Origin of the sequence: Brevibacillus nitrificans, assembly GCF_003710965.1 — a bacterium.
GTDB classification, from domain to species: domain Bacteria; phylum Bacillota; class Bacilli; order Brevibacillales; family Brevibacillaceae; genus Brevibacillus; species Brevibacillus centrosporus.
This window is the reverse complement of record NZ_RHHU01000003.1, coordinates 402,310-421,694: the sequence shown is the minus strand read 5'-3', so window position 1 is coordinate 421,694 and position 19,385 is coordinate 402,310. Positions and strand designations below refer to the sequence as shown.

General features: G+C 50.7%; 15 protein-coding genes. 4 read left to right on the top strand and 11 right to left on the bottom strand.

What is annotated here, in order from left to right; all coding sequences use genetic code 11:
* Positions 1-179 precede the first annotated feature (179 nt).
* On the top strand, positions 180-1,493 hold the full coding sequence (locus tag EDM59_RS03930; RefSeq protein ID WP_122922408.1) for an MFS transporter: 1,314 nt from the start codon (positions 180-182) through the stop codon (positions 1,491-1,493).
* Positions 1,494-1,577: 84 nt separating this feature from the next.
* On the opposite strand, the gene EDM59_RS03925 is transcribed toward EDM59_RS03930, so the two are convergent.
* The 7 genes from EDM59_RS03925 to EDM59_RS03895 all read right to left on the bottom strand — a co-directional run bounded on the left by EDM59_RS03925 (position 1,578) and on the right by EDM59_RS03895 (position 10,172).
* Entirely contained in the window at positions 1,578-2,513 is a 936-nt protein-coding gene (locus tag EDM59_RS03925) for an aldo/keto reductase (RefSeq protein WP_122922407.1), read from the bottom strand.
* A gap of 182 nt (positions 2,514-2,695) precedes the next feature.
* Entirely contained in the window at positions 2,696-3,439 is a 744-nt protein-coding gene (locus EDM59_RS03920; protein ID WP_122922406.1) for an alpha/beta hydrolase, read from the bottom strand.
* A gap of 14 nt (positions 3,440-3,453) precedes the next feature.
* Positions 3,454-4,473, bottom strand: coding sequence for a FecCD family ABC transporter permease (locus tag EDM59_RS03915; RefSeq protein WP_281274548.1), 1,020 nt, complete (start codon positions 4,471-4,473; stop codon positions 3,454-3,456).
* Positions 4,466-5,464: a FecCD family ABC transporter permease gene (locus tag EDM59_RS03910; protein WP_122922404.1), complete on the bottom strand. Its 999-nt coding sequence runs from the start codon at positions 5,462-5,464 to the stop codon at positions 4,466-4,468. Before EDM59_RS03910 ends, EDM59_RS03915 begins: the two co-directional genes overlap by 8 nt.
* Before the next feature lie 39 nt (positions 5,465-5,503).
* Positions 5,504-6,490 carry an ABC transporter substrate-binding protein gene (locus EDM59_RS03905; RefSeq protein ID WP_122922403.1) on the bottom strand — a complete coding sequence of 329 codons (987 nt, stop codon included), beginning with the start codon at positions 6,488-6,490 and terminating at the stop codon, positions 5,504-5,506.
* Between the two features lie 197 nt (positions 6,491-6,687).
* Positions 6,688-8,286 (bottom strand): AraC family transcriptional regulator, encoded by a 1,599-nt coding sequence (locus EDM59_RS03900; RefSeq protein WP_122922402.1) that lies wholly within the window; start codon positions 8,284-8,286, stop codon positions 6,688-6,690.
* A 56-nt stretch (positions 8,287-8,342) separates the two neighbouring features.
* On the bottom strand, positions 8,343-10,172 hold the full coding sequence (locus EDM59_RS03895) for a UbiD family decarboxylase (RefSeq protein WP_122922401.1): 1,830 nt from the start codon (positions 10,170-10,172) through the stop codon (positions 8,343-8,345).
* 187 nt (positions 10,173-10,359) lie between these two features.
* Here EDM59_RS03895 and EDM59_RS03890 point away from each other — a divergent pair, with 187 nt between their 5' ends.
* On the top strand, positions 10,360-11,265 hold the full coding sequence (locus EDM59_RS03890; RefSeq protein ID WP_122922400.1) for an aminoglycoside phosphotransferase family protein: 906 nt from the start codon (positions 10,360-10,362) through the stop codon (positions 11,263-11,265).
* Positions 11,266-11,365: 100 nt separating this feature from the next.
* Here the strand turns inward: EDM59_RS03890 and EDM59_RS03885 are convergent, their stop codons facing one another.
* Positions 11,366-12,697 carry a hypothetical protein gene (locus EDM59_RS03885; protein ID WP_122922399.1) on the bottom strand — a complete coding sequence of 444 codons (1,332 nt, stop codon included), beginning with the start codon at positions 12,695-12,697 and terminating at the stop codon, positions 11,366-11,368.
* A gap of 700 nt (positions 12,698-13,397) precedes the next feature.
* Between EDM59_RS03885 and EDM59_RS03880 the strand changes: the two genes are divergently transcribed.
* Positions 13,398-13,751, top strand: a complete 354-nt coding sequence (locus EDM59_RS03880) for a hypothetical protein (RefSeq protein ID WP_122922398.1) — start codon at positions 13,398-13,400, stop codon at positions 13,749-13,751.
* A gap of 147 nt (positions 13,752-13,898) precedes the next feature.
* Here the strand turns inward: EDM59_RS03880 and EDM59_RS03875 are convergent, their stop codons facing one another.
* The 3 genes from EDM59_RS03875 to EDM59_RS03865 all read right to left on the bottom strand — a co-directional run bounded on the left by EDM59_RS03875 (position 13,899) and on the right by EDM59_RS03865 (position 17,552).
* Positions 13,899-14,486 carry an LOG family protein gene (locus EDM59_RS03875; protein ID WP_122922397.1) on the bottom strand — a complete coding sequence of 196 codons (588 nt, stop codon included), beginning with the start codon at positions 14,484-14,486 and terminating at the stop codon, positions 13,899-13,901.
* Positions 14,487-14,668: 182 nt separating this feature from the next.
* Positions 14,669-16,030, bottom strand: coding sequence for an aspartate aminotransferase family protein (locus tag EDM59_RS03870; protein WP_122922396.1), 1,362 nt, complete (start codon positions 16,028-16,030; stop codon positions 14,669-14,671).
* Positions 16,031-16,043: 13 nt separating this feature from the next.
* The gene (locus EDM59_RS03865) at positions 16,044-17,552 is read right to left on the bottom strand and encodes a CoA-acylating methylmalonate-semialdehyde dehydrogenase (RefSeq protein ID WP_122922395.1); all 1,509 of its coding nucleotides are present in this window, start codon (positions 17,550-17,552) and stop codon (positions 16,044-16,046) included.
* Between the two features lie 172 nt (positions 17,553-17,724).
* On the opposite strand from EDM59_RS03865, the gene EDM59_RS03860 reads away from it, so the two are divergent.
* A complete protein-coding gene (locus tag EDM59_RS03860) occupies positions 17,725-19,377 on the top strand; it encodes a PucR family transcriptional regulator (protein ID WP_122922394.1) in 1,653 nt (550 codons plus the stop codon).
* The last annotated feature ends 8 nt before the right edge of the window (positions 19,378-19,385 follow it).

Here is a 19,385-nt window from a genome sequence, read left to right as displayed (position 1 = left end):
CCTTTTCTCGCGCGATCTCCGAAATGCCTTCTTTATTTATAAAATATTCAGAATTTCGTTTCTATTCCGCCAGTCCATCCTTAGAGAGTACACTTTCTGGAAAAAAACCGACTAAAAAAACGGGAGCTTCGGTCATACTAACACTACTTATTGCCGCATCTCACCAGGAGGTAGACAGAATGACTCTCACTGAAGAACAAAAACAGTCCAGGCGCATCACCGCCAACATTTTCAAGGGCTCACTGGGTAACCTGATCGAGTGGTATGACTGGTATGTCTATTCTGCCTTCGCCGTCTACTTCTCGGAGGAGTTTTTCCCAAAAGGAGATCCGACCAGCCAGCTGCTCAATACAGCAGCTATTTTTGCGGTAGGCTTCCTTATGCGTCCGATCGGCAGCCTTCTCATGGGGCAATACGCGGACAGGCGAGGTAGAAGGGCAGCCTTGACACTTTCCATCACGGTAATGGCCGGCGGCTCGCTCATCATCGCCGTGACGCCGAGCTATGCGACCATCGGCGTACTCTCTCCGCTCATCCTCGTCGTCGCCCGCTTGCTGCAGGGGCTTTCTTTGGGTGGCGAATACGGCACATCTGCTACTTATTTGTCGGAAATGGCTAGCAGCGGGCGCCGCGGCTTTTACTCCAGCTTCCAATACGTCACATTGGTAGCTGGTCAAATGGTCGCACTTGGCGTGCAAATCATTCTCCAGCTCATGCTAAGTGAAGAGGCGATGATTTCTTGGGGATGGCGAATTCCTTTTGTGATTGGTGCCATGGGAGCTTTGGTTGTGCTATGGCTGCGCCGTTCCATGGACGAATCCGAGCAATTTACCAAAATGGGGTCCGAAAGCAAGAAAAAAGCGGGTACGCTGCAAGCGCTCATGCAATATCCCAAAGCTGTGTTTACCGTCGTCGGGCTGACGCTTGGCGGGACCGTTGCTTTCTACACGTACACGACTTACCTGCAGAAATTCATGGTCAATACGGTCGGACTCGACAAAAAAGCCGTGAGTTGGATCAACTTTATCGCTCTGCTCATTTTTGCCCTGATTCAGCCGCTCGCAGGCTCGCTCTCCGACCGGATCGGACGACGCCCCTTGCTGCTTAGCTTTGGTATTTTCGGAACCTTGCTCACGGTTCCCCTGTTTCTCCTGATGGAAGGAGCGCACAATTCCATCGTTGCCTTCCTGCTCATGCTAGTGGGTCTGATCATCATTACCGGCTATACCTCGATCAACGCCGTCGTAAAGGCAGAGCTCTTTCCTACTGAAATTCGTGCGCTGGGTGTGGGCTTCCCCTATTCGCTCACTGTCGCCATCTTTGGTGGGACAGCCGAGTTTGTTGCGCTGTGGCTGAAAAGCATCGGGATCGAGTCACTCTTTTACTATTACGTGTCCCTCTGTATTTTCATTAGTCTCATTGCGTACTGGCGCATGGGAGAGTCTTCGAAAACCTCCAAAATCGAAGCAGAGCTGAAACACGGCAAATCTTGAGCGCTGGCCGCACTCAGACGTACAAAAAAGCCAATCCGTTCACACAACAACTGTGGATCGGATTGGCTTTTTGGCTGCGTAGACCTACACCTGAAAAATCTGACGGATTCGTTCAATTTCTTCCGCGGTTAACTGAACATCCAGTGTCTTCAACGTATCGCTGACTTGCTCCGGCTTTTTCGCCCCTGGAATCAAGGCATCGATCCCATCGACAGTCAAATACCAAGCGAGAACGACATGTGCGACTTCCGCGCCTTTGGCATTCGCAATTTCCCTGACTTGCTCAACCTTTTCCAGGTTCCGGGCAAATTGCTCCCCTTGGAACATCGAATTGCGGCTTCTGCCATCGACGAAGGTGGTCTCCTTCGTATATTTTCCTCCCAGCAAGCCCGCAGCGAGAGGGAAATAAGGGACAAAGGAGATTCCTCTATCGATGCAATACGGCAAGATTTCTTTTTCGACCTCGCGCTTGAACAGATTGTACTCAGATTGAAGAACGTCCACATAGCCATCTGCATTTGCTTGCCGCAGCTGGTCGATCGAAAAGTTGGAAACGCCGATTGCACGGATTTTCCCCGCTTCTTTCAGCTTCGCCAAAGCGCCAACCGCTTCGTCTTTTGGCGTGCTTTCATCTGGAAAATGTATGTAGTACAGATCGATGTAGTCCGTCTGCAGACGACGCAGACTGTTTTCCACACTCTCCTGCAGGAACGCTGGCGAATTGTCTACGACAACTTTGCCGTCTACGAATTTATGCGCACCCTTCGTCGCGATGACGACGTCTTGACGGTTGCCTTTTTCTTTGATGACCTCGCCAATCAATTCCTCCGAGCGACCTGGCCCGTAAATAAACGCCGTATCGAGAAATTGAATCCCGTTTTCAAAAGCTGCACGAACGACCTCTCTGCCTGTCTCATCACTGAGGTTTGGATAAATATTGTGGCCACCTACCGCATTCGTTCCCAGTCCAATTGGGTTGACGTACAAATCCGTTTTCCCGATTCGTGATTTTTGGGTCATGATAACGATCCGCTCCTTTGGCTTTTCCGATTTGTTCGTCCTTATTCTGATTGTACAGATGGGAGAAGCGAGGAATTTATCAAGAAAATTATACCAGTTTCAGAATAGGGTGTCTAATTCTGGGGTGCATGCTCACATTAGAAAATCCGTTGCCAGGTCTGCGCAACGGATCTTTTGTCCTCTTAGGACCCTGGGTACAGAAACCGCAGGGCGTTGGGAAAATAGCGATTAAAGTAGCTATGATCATGAACGCCATCCGGGTCTGTCTCAAAGCGGATGTTCTCGATGCCGCCAGGAACCTTGTCTTTTAACAGCTCGTATGTCTTTTTCGTGTTTGGTACCATAAACCGCTGCAGCGTTTCCCGCCCTACTCCCTCCTGCTCTCCTACGTACATATAAAGTCGCAGGCTGGATTGGGCAAATGAATGGTCCTGTATAAAATCCAAAAACTTTTCATACCACAGCGACGCTGACATCAAGGCAAACCGTCCAAAATCATTTGGCTTTTGGAAGGCTGCGTACAAGGAAATCAAGGCACCCAAAGAACCTCCTGTAATTCCCGTTTGCTCCGAGTCATCCACCACCCTGTACTGTTCCTTCACGAAAGGAAGGACGGTTTCTGTAACGAGCTGCAAATACTGATCGCCTTGTCCGCCAAAGCTTTCCCCTGCACGCAAGGGTGGCGCTGGCCAAGGGGTATATTCTTGATCTCGGCCATTGGGCTCGATTCCTACAAAAATAATCTCCTGCGTCACGCCACTGACAAAATCAGCTTCCAGCTCAACCATGGAATCCATGAACAAATATTGTCCATCCTGCACGATCATCAGCGGATAGGTCGCTTCTGGACTTTTTTCATAAGAAGGGGGGGTATAGACGTAGAGTACTCTTTCTTCCAAACGATGCGTATCCAATTTTCCGAGCATTTGCTCTTCTCCTCTCACACTTTGCCTCGCACCAATAAAAACAAGAAGTACGGGATGCCAATAATGGCCGCGACGATTCCTACCGGCACTTCGGTAGGCGTAATGGTGCGCGCCAGGAAATCCGCGATCAGGACGAGCAGCATCCCGATCAGACCACTTACAGGGAAGATGTAGCGATGGTGAAAGCCAACCAATTGTCTGGTAATATGGGGGGCGATCAAGCCAATGAACGTAATGTTGCCGGCAATGGATACGCAGGCACTGACTACACCGATGCTGCACAGGATCAGGGCGCCCCTCTCCCAGTTGACCTTCACCCCAAGACTGCTCGCAGTCGTATCCCCTAGCTGAAACAGATCCAAAACCCGATGCTTGAACAGGATGATAGGTGTAAGCAAAATCATCCAGGGCAAGATCGAGGCTATGTACATCCAATTCGCATGGTAGATGCTTCCGCTTACCCAAATGGCGGCCTTTTGAAAATCCTCCGGCTCCATCTTTAAGGAAAGGTATAAGGAAACAGCTCCAAACATCGCAGAGATCGCGATCCCGATGAGGATAAAACGCTGTACGTCAAGCACGCCTCTTCGCCAGGACAGGACGAAAATGATGAGAGCAGCCGTCATTCCACCGACCCAGCCGAACAACGGGCGAATGAACACACTGAACCATTCTTCCGAGATGATGGAATCCTGGAAAAAAAAGATGCAGACCATGATGCCAGCTCCTGCTCCTGCACTGATTCCCAGGATGCCTGGATCTGCCAAGCCGTTTTTCGTCACGCCTTGAACGACGGCTCCAGCAAGCCCCAATCCGAAGCCGACAATGGCGGCAACTACCACTCGCGGCATTCGATAATCAAAAATAACCTTGGTCGAGTCTGGATCTGCCTGGAAGCCAAGCAGTGTCCTCACAATCTCCCCGACACTCAAATCAAAGCTGCCATTCGTCATGCTGATGTAAATGGTCATCACAAGCAGCACGAGGACGGACAGGTAAACCACAGGGATTCGTCCGAGTGCTCGTCTAAACACCTTGCGAGCCCCCTTTCTTGTACACGAGGTAAATAAAGAAAGGAATGCACACAAAAGAAATAACGATCGTAATCGGTGTTTCGTACGGAGCATTCACAAAGCGGCTCAGGACATCTGCAAAGCATAAAAAGATGGCTCCCAAGCACCCCGAGCACGGCACGATCCAACGATAATCTGTCCCCACTAAAAAACGGGTAATATGGGGAATGACCAGCCCGATAAACGCAATGCTCCCCGCTACCGCTACTGCTGCTCCTGTCATGAGTGCCACCGCAATCATGGACAGCCCTTTGACCACTGGCGTCTTCATCCCCAAATTTGTCGCTGTGTCATCTCCTAACGACAAAATGGTAATCGAGCGGGAAAGGAGGATGGCGAGAATCAATCCAGCCAATCCAAACGGGAGAGCCAGCTTCAACAAGGAAATATCCATTTTGTCCAGCCGGGTGTTGTACCAGAAGCTCACACTTTGCGCCATCTTGAAGTAGATGGAAATCCCCGTAGCGACACTGCTGAAAAGCGTTCCCGTGACGACACCGATGATCGCCAGTCTGACCGGCTGAAACCCATTCGGGATGATACGGGAAATGCCAAAAACAAACAGGGTAGCAACCAGGGAGCCTAGGAAGGAGAAAATCATAAGCTCCATGGAGCTATTGGAGAAAAACACCAATGCAATCGTCACAAATAAAACGGAGCCATCCGAGACGCCCAGAATGGACGGTGATGCAAGGTAGTTTCGCGTCACGCCTTGCATCATCGCCCCGGATACGGCCAAGAGGCAGCCGATCAACAGGGATCCGAGTGCTCTGGGCAATCTGGAAGTCATGATGATATTGTCAGATACATTTTCAGGGTCGTACGAGAAAACAGCATGCCATACTTGCTGAAACGTAATATCCGCAGCTCCATAGCTGATGGACAAGAAGATGCCGAAGATCAGCAGGATCGGACTGCAAAGTAACAAGATAAGCGGGCTATTCCGAACCATACCCTCTGCCTCTTTTCTTTCCGTGTAGCCTTCCGATCGTTACTTGGCGCTCGTGATAGAAGACGTCACTTGCTCGACGAACCGTTTTTTACTCAAAAGCGGAGCACCGAATAAATCAGGATGTACCGGGTTGACGAATACATGTCCATCCTTCACCGCATTGATTTGATTCCACAGCGGTTTCTTCTTTAATTCGTCCATCGCTTTCATATCGTTGATCGGTACCAGGGCAAAGATATAATCCGGATTGGCTTGTGCCAGCTTCTCCAGCGGGATCTCTTCCCGGCGCTTAATCGGTTCTATCAGTGCAGGGACTTCAAGCCCCAATCCGCCGTACAAAACCTGATTGTAGGTCGTGTCCTTGGAGTACGCTCCCAGACCGTATTGCGTGCTGATTCGCAGGTACATCACATTTTTGCCTTGCAGCGCCGCTCCAATCTTTTCTTTAGACGCCTGCAGCTGCTGCTTGTAATCTTCAATCGCTTTCTTGGCTTCCTCTACCTTTCCTGTTACCTCGCCTACGACCATGATATTTGCTTCCGAATCGTTCCCACTAAACGAGAGCGGTATCGTCGGCGCGATTTCCTGAATCGGTTTTAGCGCTTCCGCATCCATCCGGGCTGAACCGAGGATCAGATCTGGCTTGAGCTTTAACAGCTGCTCTTTGTCTGGTTGGAATCCGGACTCGATCCATTGCACATCATTGAGGGTGTCCCCGATCTCCTCGGGAATTCCATTCACGTACATGTCCTTGGCTGCCGCGTATGGTTTCACGCCGAGAATATGCATTTCTTCCAATCCTTCGACGGACAGGACTGCGATCTTTTGTGGCTTCTCAGGTACCTGATACTCCTTGCCCAAGTACGTAATCGTTTTGCTGGCAGGCGCACTCGATGAAGGCGCTGCTGTTTCGCTCTTTCCGTTTGTTTGATTCTGTCCATTGCTCTCCGCCTGGCTGCCGCAGCCCGTTGCCATGAGAGAGAACAACAATAGGAGTGTGGCGATTCCACCTGCTGTCTTCTTCACTGTAATCTTCCTCTCGCTCTAAGGTTTCTCTACCGTAAATGATAATCATTATCGATCAAAATGATAGCATACGCCTCGAATACCCGTCCATGATAAAAAGTGACCTTCGATTTATGAAAATATGATGCCTCCGAAAATTTCCTCATCCAATGCAAAAAAGCCTGGCTAATGCCAAGCTTCCTCTTGATTCCATGCCTTTATCCTGTGAGCTGCTCCATCACTTTTACCAGCTGATACTCCGTCGATACCGGATCCCAGTTGTAAAAAGTGTCATGATCGTTGATGTAGATCCGCTTGTTGCGATAAGCCGGCAAGCTCTTCCATACATCGCTCGCCATGACTTTAGCTGCGTACTCGTCTCCCCCTTTTCCCTGAAAGATCGTGACAAACATCCGATCCGTCGCGTACAAAGGGAGTTCTTCAAGCGGGATGATTTTGTACCGTTGCCCCGTGAAGACCTCGTCTCTGATCCTTTGGGAAGGCGGCAGGCGCAGCGCTTGATACAGAACCTGCCCTGCCCTACCGAAGGAATCATCGAACACCATGATCTTATCTTTCCAGATTTCAAAGATACCCACTGTTTCAGTCGTGTCGATCGTTTGTTCCAGCAGCCGTTTTGCCTGTGCGATCTTTTCGTCAAAGCGCCCCAGCCAGTCATTCGCTTTCCCAACGGCATTGACAAGCTCGGCGATCAGCATAAATTGATCCCGCCAGCTTAGCGATGACAGGGAGATCGCGACGGTCGGGGCAATCCTTCTCAGCTCGCTTAGATCCTCATAGGAGTCGTAGCACAGGACCAAATCAGGCGATGCCTTCGCGATCAGCTTGTTGTAATGAAAAGTGAGGAGATCCACGGTCTGGACGTCTGCTCCCTCTAGCTGGCTGCGAAAATGCCGCTGGATAAACGGATTGATCTTTGCAATGATCGGAGTCACACCCAAAGCGAGCAAGCAGCCTGTGTAATTGGCAGATACCGAAGCAATCCGTTTTGGCCGTTTCATGTAAAGCGAAGGGGAATCCCCTGTCACTTGCTTGAATTTATGGCTTAAGTAAAACTCATCACGGTAGCCAACACTTTGGGCGATCTCCCGCAGGCTGGATTTGGAGGTCAATAGATATTCCTGTGCCTTCTTGATTCGCAGCTCGCTCAAGTACTTACTGAAATTGGTCCCCGTTTTCGTCTTGAACAAGCGGGAAAAATACTCCTGACTGATTCCCGCCATGTTTGCAAGCTGATCCCGATTCAGGTCTTCATCGTAATGCTCTTCGATATAGGCCGTGATCTTTTCGATCATGCTCTCCGATCTATCCAGCTTCGCTTCCTCCTGCCCTTTCCAGAGCAAGTGAAGCATTTCCTGAAAAAGCATCTGAATTCGAAAAGCATCTGCTGGCGTGCTTTCTTGTTTTCCTAGGTGCAAGCTGTCCGCCAGTTCTCTGATTCGGTGATAGGGAGCACTGCCGATCTCACCTGCTGGTAAAAGCTCTCCGTGTTTCTGTACGAAGACCCATTCACCCTCTCGCCCAGTCTTTTCATACGCACGGAAGGAAAGCTGGTAAAAGCTGCACCCTTGCTGAGTATCACTGCTCGTATAGAGGAGTTCCGTGCCTGGATTGCAAAAGAATACCTTTCCGCTTTGATCCAGCGCATAGCGCTTTTCCCCGATACGCCATTCTCCCTTTCCACCGATCGTGACCAGGATGGCATGGCAATCGAACGTCCTCTTTTCCGATAGATCAGATGGCCGGAATTTCACGATATCGATTTGCTCCAAGGGAAACATCTGTTGGTCGAGCATAGCAGTAACCCTCTTTCACTTGCATTGGCAGTCTCTCGTTATCGCCCTAACTTTCTCTAAAGGACGCCCTCCAGACTCGCTCCTTTGGCAAATAGACGCTCGATATTTTTTTCGACTGTCGGATCGGGAATCAGCGGCGGCGCATGGTGCGGCTTCATCCGCGCATCGATGATCATGTTGTCGCACGCCCAATGCTTGTTCGCATAGTAGCTGTTTACCCCGTGAATATCGTGGGAAGGGTTGCTGCGCGTAAATGTCGCCCACAAAAAATTGCTCAGATTCGCGGAGAGAAACGCACTATCATCGCAGAGGACGATCATCGGGCAAGTGGGCAGTCCGCCGCGCTCCCTGATCGCATCGCTCAGCTCGTTCATTTCCCGTGCTACCTGCTCGTTGCTGGTAAAGCTTGGACCCTGGATGGCGACGATCCCCGGCATCACGAGGCGAGGAGCGGTATACGAACGCAAATCCTTCAGGGCTTCTGGTACTTCCGTGCACAACTCTCTGCATTTATCCCCATAAGCGGCGATGACCACCTTGGAACCGCTGTTCAGGCCAGTTCCCGAATAATCGAGCGTATCGATCGTTGTATTCGTTTGGAAGTGAATATCCCGGTGCAGATCCAAGCGTTCCAGGATGTACGCCAGGAACTCCTCTTCGCGATGGGTATCCAAAGGCTGCTTGTCTTCTGCGGTAATGAACAAATACTTGGCCAGGCTCAGCTGACCCGTCCCCAAAATTCGGTTGGCAATCGTCAGCAGCTCCGTTGGCTGTTTGACCTGCTGGTAAGGCGTGTAGCGTTCGCTGCCAATGGCAAAAAGCAGCGGATGTACGCCGGCCGCATCCACAGCATGGACCTCTTTGACTCCTGGAATCTCTTTCACGATGGCATCCCCAGTCAGTTCGTGAATGAGCGCGCCAAACGACGTATCTTCCTGTGGAGGACGCCCTACCACGGTAAATGGGAAAATGGCGTTCGGCTTGGCATACACTTTTTTCACTTTCATGACCGGAAACGGATGCGTCAGACTGTAGTACCCCAAGTGATCGCCAAATGGCCCCTCAGGCTTCGTATCTCCAGCGTGAATCTCCCCGGTAATGACGAAGTCCGCATCGTTGCTGATGCAGTAGCCGTCGATGTAGCTGTACTGAAAACGGCGTCCTGCCAGCATACCCGCAAACGTCAGCTCACTCATGCCTTCAGGCAGCGGCATGACAGCGGACAGCGTGTGCGCAGGAGGCCCCCCGATAAAGCAGCTGACTTTCAGAGGCTCTCCCCGCTTGTTGGCTTTGTCCTGATGGATGCCAATCCCGCGGTGAATCTGGTAGTGCAGCCCGATTTCCTTGTTCAGCTCATAGTCATTACCGCTCAGCTGTACGCGATACATCCCGAGATTGGAATTCATGATACCCGGCTTGTCCGGATCTTCCGAGTAGACTTGCGGCAACGTCACGAACGCTCCCCCGTCCATCGGCCAGCTTTGGATAAACGGGAGGTCAGAAATTTGGATCTCATGGGTGGATACGGGTTGGCTGTTCGATTGCTTTGCCGGGAGCGCTTTCCACGCCGCCAGTCCGTTTCCGATATGTTTAAAAGGATTCTTTAGGGCTTTCATCGGGTCGTTGCGCAGAGCGATGACGTTTTCCACCGCCCTCCACGTATCCCGGAAAATGAACTTGCTGCGCTCAATGGTTCCAAACAGGTTGGACACCGCTCGAAACTTCGATCCTTTTACGTTTTCAAACAGCAGGGCCGGACCATTTGCTTCATATGCTTTCAAGTGAATCGCAGCCATCTCCAGATAAGGATCCACTTCTTCTCGAATGCGTACCAAGTGTCCATTCCTTTCCAAATCAACTAGGCAATCTTCTAAATTCCGATACATCAACAATATTCTCCATTCGCTAGAAGGTTGGTTGATAACAGCGTTTTCCCCTATCTATCATACATCATGAGACAGGTGTATCGCCTGCTGTTTTTGCTTTTTTCCAATCTGAGAAGGGAATGGAATATTTACAAGAGAAGAAACATGGATAAAAGGATAGCTGATAGAAGGAGTTGTGCTTTTGACTATGAACCATTCACAAGCACCGCAGATCGACGAAGCTCTCGTAAAGCGTTTGATCGCAGGACAATTCCCCCAGTGGGCGGATCTTCCACTCGTTGCCGTACAATCAGGAGGAACCGACAATGTCATCTTCCGGCTCGGAGAACACATGTCCGTCCGAATTCCTCGCGTAGACTGGGCCATCGGACAGGTCGAAAAAGAACACAAATGGCTGCCTTCCATGGCCCCCGTGCTCCCGCTCCCCATACCGACACCAATAGCGATGGGAATGCCAGCCCTGGGCTATCCGTGGAGATGGTCTGTATATCGTTGGCTCGAAGGGGATAACGCCGTGAACGAACCCATCGGGGATCTTCCACACGCTGCACATTCCATGGCCTCCTTTCTCAGAGCGCTCCAGCAATTCCCTTCCACAGAAGGACCGGCACCTGGCCCTCACAATTCAGGTCGTGGGGAGCCGCTTATCCTTCGCGATGCAGCCGTACGAAAAGCAATCGAAGCTCTGCACGATGTATTTGATAGAACAGAAGCAGCCGAAGCGTGGGAAGCCTCCCTTCATGCTCCGAAATGGGAGGGAGAGCCTGTCTGGCTGCACGGCGATCTCCATCCGGGAAATCTGTTGGTACAAAATAGCCGTCTGAGCGCTGTCATTGACTTTGGTCTCTTGGGAGTAGGCGATCCTGCATGTGACTGTATGTGCGCTTGGACCGTCTTAAACGCGCAATCCCGACCGGCTTTTCGCGAGGGTTTAGCCGTTGACGATGCGACCTGGCTACGCGGGAGGGGTTGGGCCCTATCGTTTGGACTCACGGCGCTCGCTTACTATCGCCATACGAATCCCGTTCTTTCGGCCATTTCCAGACGAACGATCGAGGAAGTACTCAGTGATCACCGAGAGAATCACATCTGAAGGGAGAACCGGGCGGTCCAACAGGCAAAAAAAGCATCTTCTGGGGAATCATTGGGCCGAATGGCGCCTTTGATCCGCAAAAGATGCTTTTTGCTTATTCTTATTTATACTCACCCAGCAAATAGTTGTAGAACGGCTGGTCTACCCAGAACTGATAGGTCTCCACCGTAAGCTTGCTGTCCAGCTTCTTAAAGCCTTCCACTACTTTCGCCGATTGGTCATTCAGCGAGAACGACTGCACGATATAGCGGCCCTCTTTCAAAAGGTTATTGGTGATGACAGGGTAGTCTGCCAGCTCTGTACGAGAGTGGTAGAGTGGCTGCCACCAGGAGCCTTTGATCAGCCCTGTTTGATCCTCTGCATCTTTCTTCGCATATTGCAAAATTAGCGGCTGGAAGCGTTTTTTGTCTTCGACGCTCGCAAATTCGAAGCTAAGGTCGTATTCTTTCGCGTAGGCGATGTAGTTGCCATTTTCAATTTGGACCACTTGGTAATCATCTGTTTGAACAGGCTCTCCCCACTCTTTCAGATAGATGAATGCCGAAGTCTTTGGCTCGAACTGGACTTTTGCATCGATGCCTTCGCTTTTCAAAAGGCCGATCAATTGAATGGCATGGCTAAGATCGCTGTGACCATAGGTAATGGTCCGCGCTGGATCAAAGTGCGGGTCAAATGCTGCATCCTTCAAATTGTAGCCCGTTACGAGGTTTTGTTTGAGAGCCGTATCCACGACTTCCTGCAGCTCTCCTGCCTTCAGGATTTGAGATTCGTGCCACGCTTGAGCCAATTTACCGTATATCCCGCCCTCGCTGATCGTACCGAGGTAGTTTTTATAATGACCGCCGAGCTCCGATACCTTTCCAAGCAATTGATAGGCAAGATCCGCTGAAACGGCACCGGTCACTTTACTGGCGCTCAGCTGACTCGCTGAAACGATGCCTGTATCCAATGCTACAGCAATACCCTGAGCAGTCTTTTGCGAGAGGGAGCCTCCCTTTGCATAGGAAATGCCTGCTTTTTTCAAGGCTGCCGCTACCTTCTGTTCGCTGTATGTAAGAGCCAGCTCTTTCAAATCAGCTGCTTGGACTGTCGCACTGATCGCTTCACCCAAAAGCAGCGGCGTCGATCCTGCGGACAAGAAACCTTTGGCAGCTGCCTCTTTTTCCGTTATACTGGTAACGCTTGCCACTACTTTGGCCAATGCGGTTCCGTACTGGTCACGCGACACATTTCCTGTAAGCTGGATTCCGTATTGCTGCTTTACATAGCTGCTAAACTCCACATTCTCGCTAGACGCTTGCTGTACAGAAAGCGTTACAGGTGCAGCAGCAGCGGTTGGCTGTTCGGCAGCACTTGCAAATTGCGGCAAAACCAAAGTCGCCAGCAGTGCAGCAGATGCGGAAAGCTGCAGCATTTTCTTCGATTGAATCATGGTAGTTCCTCCTCTTGCTCTCTCTGTAAGATGCAAAAAAACCAATTAATCCGATATTGATACTCGGTTATTTCATATTGTTTAAAAATACCATCTTTCGACTAGCATTGTCAAGGTATAAAAAAAGCAGCCCGCTGAGCGATCAGTCCGAGCTGCTTTGTTTTTTCAAACGCCAATCGTCTCTTTCCTTCGCTAATATGTATTCCTCCTGGATGGTCAACGATTAAGCTGGCCACTCTCTTTTTTGTTACTTCCTCCCCTTTTGTTCCTCATTTTTTCTGATGGGGTCACAATCACGAGGGATACAGCTCAGAACCCACTAAATCGCAGTAGGCATAGGCTAGTCCTCTATGTCAAATCAGCTCGGCTCCGCCAATTTCTCCAAATGGTGGTCGGGGACACTTCCGGACACTTGTACAAGGCAGGACATGGTTGCACATGAGAATTATGAGGAGGGAAGGGACTCACAGATTTTGAACAGTCACATGCCGATACGTTCTGCTGGAAAAATTCCTAACACGCTGTCATGCATTTTTAACTAATAATTGGAAAAATATGATAAAATTTATTTACAAAGATCCCGATCACGAAACGAATAACAAAACGATTCGAGTAACTGTGGAGAACCCGATTAGGCATTAGGCTGCTCAGACAAGCTAATGAAAATTTGGGAACGATCTTGCTACGGGGGTATGAGTCAGTGGAAAAAAAGAGCTATGATCGCGTGACATTGAAGTCTCTTAAAATTTCTTCCTACATCAAGCTATGCGTGGTGGCGGGCTTGGCGATCGGCTTATTGGTGGCCATTTTTCAGTTTGTGATTGCTCTTTTAAATGTAACAGCAACCGCGAACATCGGAAGTATTGTCCTCACAGGTTTACCCGCCGCTCTGATGATCCTCATCATCACCCCTTTCCTTACTAGTTTTTATGCTTTATTCTTCAGTCTGATCTCCTACCCTCCTCTATTATTTCTCCTCAGAAAAATGAATGGAATTGTGTTGGAAGGAGTCTTCGAGGGAGCCGAAGGGAATGAGAACGAGGGGAACCCTTGAAAATTAGAAAACTTGGCTCCGCCAAGCTTTTGGCGGAGCCTTAGTTGCACTTTTACTGGCTAAGAACCTTTTAAATTCTTACTGTATAAATAAGACCGGATCTCTCCAGACGAGCCCCGGTCCTTCCCCTAAGTATTCTCTTCTACTCTATTCCTTCTCGGTCAATTCCGACCATTTGTTCGTTTTCACCGGAGGCGTGTAATCCCGCATTTTATCCAACAAAACAGCAGGATCGCTCTCGCACAAGATCAGCTCACCTTGCATCACAGGGATGAATCCCGCTGCCGTCGCATGGTTCACCATTTCCATCAAGGGGGTGTAATAGCCGTCTACGTTCAGCAGCCCAATCGGTTTTGTATGGATGCCGATTTGACCCCAGCTCACCACTTCAAAAATTTCCTCGAATGTCCCGTAACCGCCTGGCAATGCAATAAAGCCGTCAGATAGATCATTCATCATGGCTTTTCTCTCGTGCATCGTATTTACTTCGTGCAGCTCCGTTAAGCCAGTATGCACGATTTCACCACGGAAAAGTCCCGTCGGCATGATCCCGATCGCTTTTCCTCCACCCGCCAGTACGGAGTTGGCTACTCTCCCCATCAGTCCCATATTGGACCCGCCATACACCAAGTCAAGCTCGCGTGCGACCAGCTCTCTGCCCAGCTCTTGTGCAATTTGTTCGAAAGCAGGATTGACTCCAGGATTGGAGCCTGCGAATACACAAATACGTTTCATGATATCCTCCCGAGACTTGGTTGATGTGAATGTTATTTGCCACAATAGTTAGTGTATCGCATCATTTTTTACCACGCCATAAAAAAGAATGACAGAAACAGACAGAAAAAAGCAGGTAGATGATCAACATGGCTGAAATCGCCTGTCGATCTTACCTGCTTTTCGAAACGGGTGCTACTCGTTTACTCTAGTGTATCAAACGCCGCTTTCATTACCTGAGCGATAAAGTCAATATCATCACTGGTCGTGCTAAAAGGAGGCGAAAGAGTCAGCACATTATTGAAGCCAGGGATGGTATCTCCATTTCGTCCGATAATCAGCCCGCGTTTTTTGCATTCGGCAATGACCTGTGTCAGCTTGGCCGGTGCGGCAGGCTCCTTCGTTTTACGGTCCTCCACCATCTCGATCCCCATCAGGAACCCAAAGCTGCGAATATCCCCTACATAAGGATGATCGGCCAGGAAGGCTAGCTTGGTGCGCAGCTCTTCTCCCAGCTCCTTGGAGCGCTCAACCAGCTGTTCTTCCTCCATCAGCTCGAGGTTTTTCAGGGCCAGCGCACAAGCTGCAGGGTTGCCGCCAAACGTATTCACGTGACGGAAGTGCAGGTTGGTTCCTTGCTCGTTGAATTTATCTGCGATGGAGGCGCGTACCGCAGTCGCTGACAACGGCAGATAGGCGCTGGTGATCCCTTTCGCCATCGTCACGATGTCCGGCTTGACGCCGAAGTTTTGGTGACCAAATCGCTCACCGGATCGACCGAAGCCGCAAATGACTTCATCCACAATCATCAGTACCCCGTACTTGTCGCAAATCTCGCGAACCTTTGGCATGTACTCAGGAGCAGGTACGATGACTCCGCCTCCGGTAATGGTCGGCTCCATAATTACCGCCGCTACCGACTTTTCCCCTTCCCAGTTGATGAACTGATCGAAAAACTGGGCGCATTCCATATTGCACTTGCCGTACGACTTGCCTGCCGGACAGCGGTAGCAATACGGCGGTGGGACATGCAGGAAGCCTGGAGCCAACGGTTCGTACTTCTCTTTGCGGATGGATTGGCCTGTTGCTGCCAGCGCCCCCATCGTGTTTCCGTGATACGCACGGTGGCGGGAAATGAATTTGTATCGGCCCGGCTCCCCGTTTTGATGATGGAATTGGCGCGCGATTTTAAAGGCGACTTCGTTGGCTTCCGAGCCACTGTTGGAGAAAAAGACGCGGTACTCTTCCCCCAGCCATTCACTGACTTTTTCCGCCAGACGAATCGCCGGCACATGGCTTTGCGTCAACGGAAAATACGCCAGCTGCTTCAGCTGTTCATACGCCGCATCGGCGAGCTCCTGGCGGCCATACCCGATGTTTACGCACCACAGACCGGACATCCCGTCCAGATAGCGGTTCCCGTCAATGTCCGTGATCCACGAGCCGCTCGCTTCGGTCACGATCATCGGATTGGGGTTGTACGGAGACATATGATGCCACATATGAGAACGGTCTGCATCCAGCAGGCTTTCTTTGTCAAAGGATTGCGTCAGCTGATCTTCCATCCCAGATTCCTCCTTATTTCACGAACACTTTTTGCGATCCGATGCTGGTATCTCCATCCTCAAACCAACGCGATGTCACTGTCTTTTTCTTTGTATAGAACAACACGCCGTCTTTCCCGTTTGCATGCAAATCTCCGTAGAACGACTGCTTCCAGCCAGAGAAAGCAAAGAAGCCCATTGGTGCCGGCACTCCTACGTTCACACCGACCATACCCGCTTCCACTCGCTGTACGAACTCCCGACCCCATTTCCCGTTGTTCGTATAAATGGTTGCCCCATTGCCAAAGCGGGAGCGGCTAATCGTCTCCAAGCCATCCTCGAAATCCTTCACGCGCATGACGCTCAGAACTGGCGCGAAGATTTCGTCCCGTACGATGACCATTTCCGCATTTGCCTTGTCAAAAATCGTTGGGCCGAGGAAGTAGCCGTCTGAATGTGCTTTTGCATCCTCGCGTCCGTCCCGAACCAGGTCTGCACCAGCAGCTACGCCTTTTTCGATGTAATCATGGACTTTGGACAAATGGGAGTCGCGGATGACAGGACCCAGGTCAACTCCTTCTTCCAGACCGTTCCCCATACTCAGTGAATTGGATTCTTCGATCAAGTGGGAGATGAGCTGATCCGCGACCTCTTCCACAACAACTACGGCACTCGCTGCCATGCAACGCTCTCCTGCACATCCAAACGCAGAGCTGGCAATCGTTTTCGCAGCACGGCGCAGATCCGTATCTGGCATGACCAGGTGGTGATTTTTCGCCCCTGCCAAAGCCTGTACGCGCTTGCCATTGGCAGCGGCCGTCTTGTACACGTATTCTGCTACCGGCTGGGAGCCTACGAATGAAATTGCCTTTACATCTGGATGGTCCAGCAACCCGTTCACGACATCATGAGCTCCGTTGACAACGTTGAACACTCCGTCTGGCAATCCTGCTTCCTTTAACAGCTCGGCGATGCGGACGCTGGAGATCGGGGTACGCTCTGAAGGCTTCAGGACAAACGTATTACCCGCAGCAATCGCGATCGGGAACATCCACATGGGAACCATCATCGGGAAATTGAACGGGGTGATCCCTGCGACGACGCCCAAAGGAAAGCGAAGGACCTGCCCATCGATTTGGTTTGCGATGTTCGGCAGCGTCTCGCCCATCAAGAGCGTCGGCATTCCACATGCGAACTCTACCATTTCGATGCCGCGCAAAACTTCCGCTTGTGCTTCCGGAAAATTCTTTCCGTTTTCTTTTGTAATCATTTCGGCAAGCTCATCCTGGTGCTGAAACAAGAGATTTTGAAAACGGAACATCACCCGCGCCCGATCTACAACAGGAGTCGCGCTCCACCCGACAAAAGCTGCTTTCGCTGCTTGAACGGCCAGATCTACGTCTTCCCTGGTAGAAAGCGGAACGCGCGATAACAGTTCCCCCGTTGCTGGGTTCGGAATATCTTCATAGCGACTCGTCTGGGATTCGACCCATTCTCCTCCGATGTAGTTTTTTAATGGATTGCCGACAGTTGTTGTGCTCATCCGCTCAACTCCTCCACGTTCGTTCATTGTTTGACAATTCCATTTTATCCAAAAACAATACCTGTCATCACTAGACAAAACGACAATCATTGATTAGTCTGAATCATACAGAATGTCAAATTCAAGAAAAGAGAGCCACCTATTTTCATGCAGACACGTGAGGAGGGATTTTATGAGCAATGACTGGCGCTTAACTGTTGCGGAATCGATCAGACGTCCCTTGTTCAAACACGCGGAGGTAGTGGCTGGCAGTCGAGGTCTCGCACGCCCGATACGCTGGGTCCACGTCATCGAGTCTGCTGATTCCTGCCAATATTTAAACGGAGGAGAACTGATCCTCTCGACTGGCCTTGGCTTTGGCGGAGAACGGGAAAAGCGACTGTCTTACTTGTCCGAGCTGATTCGCAGAAAAGCAGTCGGGTTGTGCATGGAGCTCGGCGATTACATCCCGCAGATTCCCCAAGACATGCTGGAACTGGCTAATCACCACGAGTTTCCGCTCATCGTCTTTCATCAGCCGGTCCGTTTTGTCGATATTACCCAGGACCTGCACGAGCATTTGGTCAACCGCCAAATGCAGGCACTGCGCGATCTAGAAGCGTACTCCCGCAGCCTTCAACAGATCAGCCTGCAAACACAGGGAATCCCTAGAGTCTTGCAGCATTTTCAGACGGCCGTCCAAACACAGGTGTTTTTCTATACGCCAGAGAGCACTCCCCTCTATGTTCCTCCCCTCCCTCAAAGCGTCCAATCCGAGCTCACTGAGCTGCTGCGTACACACTTTGGACAAAGAGAGGAACCGATCACGACAGCAGGCTCCTTTGCCCTGACCGACACGAAGCAGATAATCTATCACCCTGTAATGGCGATGGGGCACTTGCTAGCCTATGTCGGACTTGTTCTCTTTGAACGTCAAACCGATGAGTATCTGCTCCTGACCTTGGACAGTACGGTCAGCACACTCGCTCAAATCATGATGCGCAAAATGTTTGTCGAGGAACAAGCTTTGGCCACTGAAAATCGCCTGTTCGATGATTTGATTGCCAACCGGCCCGTCCCGGAAGAATGGATGCGATCCGTGATGGGTCTTCCCATGACAGGCAAGCCCCCTTCCTATCACACCCTGCTGCTCTCTTTCCAGAGAAGTACAGGAGATCATCCCGATGCGCAGCCACCCCACGATTTGACAGCCGTATTTCGCTCTGCCTTGACCCGCTTAGGCATCCGCCCTTTTGTTCGCTGTACGGGGCAACGGTTTACCTTTCTTCTCGTCGAAAAACAGGCAGTGGCAGATTCACGACGTTTACTGGAAAAGGTAATGAAAGAGCTGACACGCATCACGAAGCAAATGCTCGGAGCAGATACCCATATCTGGTTTGGCATAGGACGGACTGGAAAAAAACTGGCGGATGCAGGCAAGCATCTGGCAGAGGCAGAACAAGCACTCGCTTTCCAAAATGAAGCGCAAAGCCCGTTTTTTGCAGACCTTGGCCTATTTCGCCTACTTTTCCACATCCCGCACGAGCCCGTGCTGAAAAGCTTCATTCATGATTACCTCGAGCCGCTCCTCCTTTATGATCGGGAGCATGGATCACAGCTGGTACACACCCTGCGCGTCTATCTGGACACCAATCTGTCCAAACAAGAGGCTGCGGAAAAGCTCTACATCCACAGACAAACGCTGTACCATCGACTCGACAAAATCGCAGAATGCCTCGGGGAAGATTACATGCTCCCCCACCGGCGATTGTGTTTGGAAATTGCCTTGCGGGCGCTTGAATGGCTGAAAAGCACGGAACAGGTTACAGCGCCGTCTCACCAATAAGGAACACG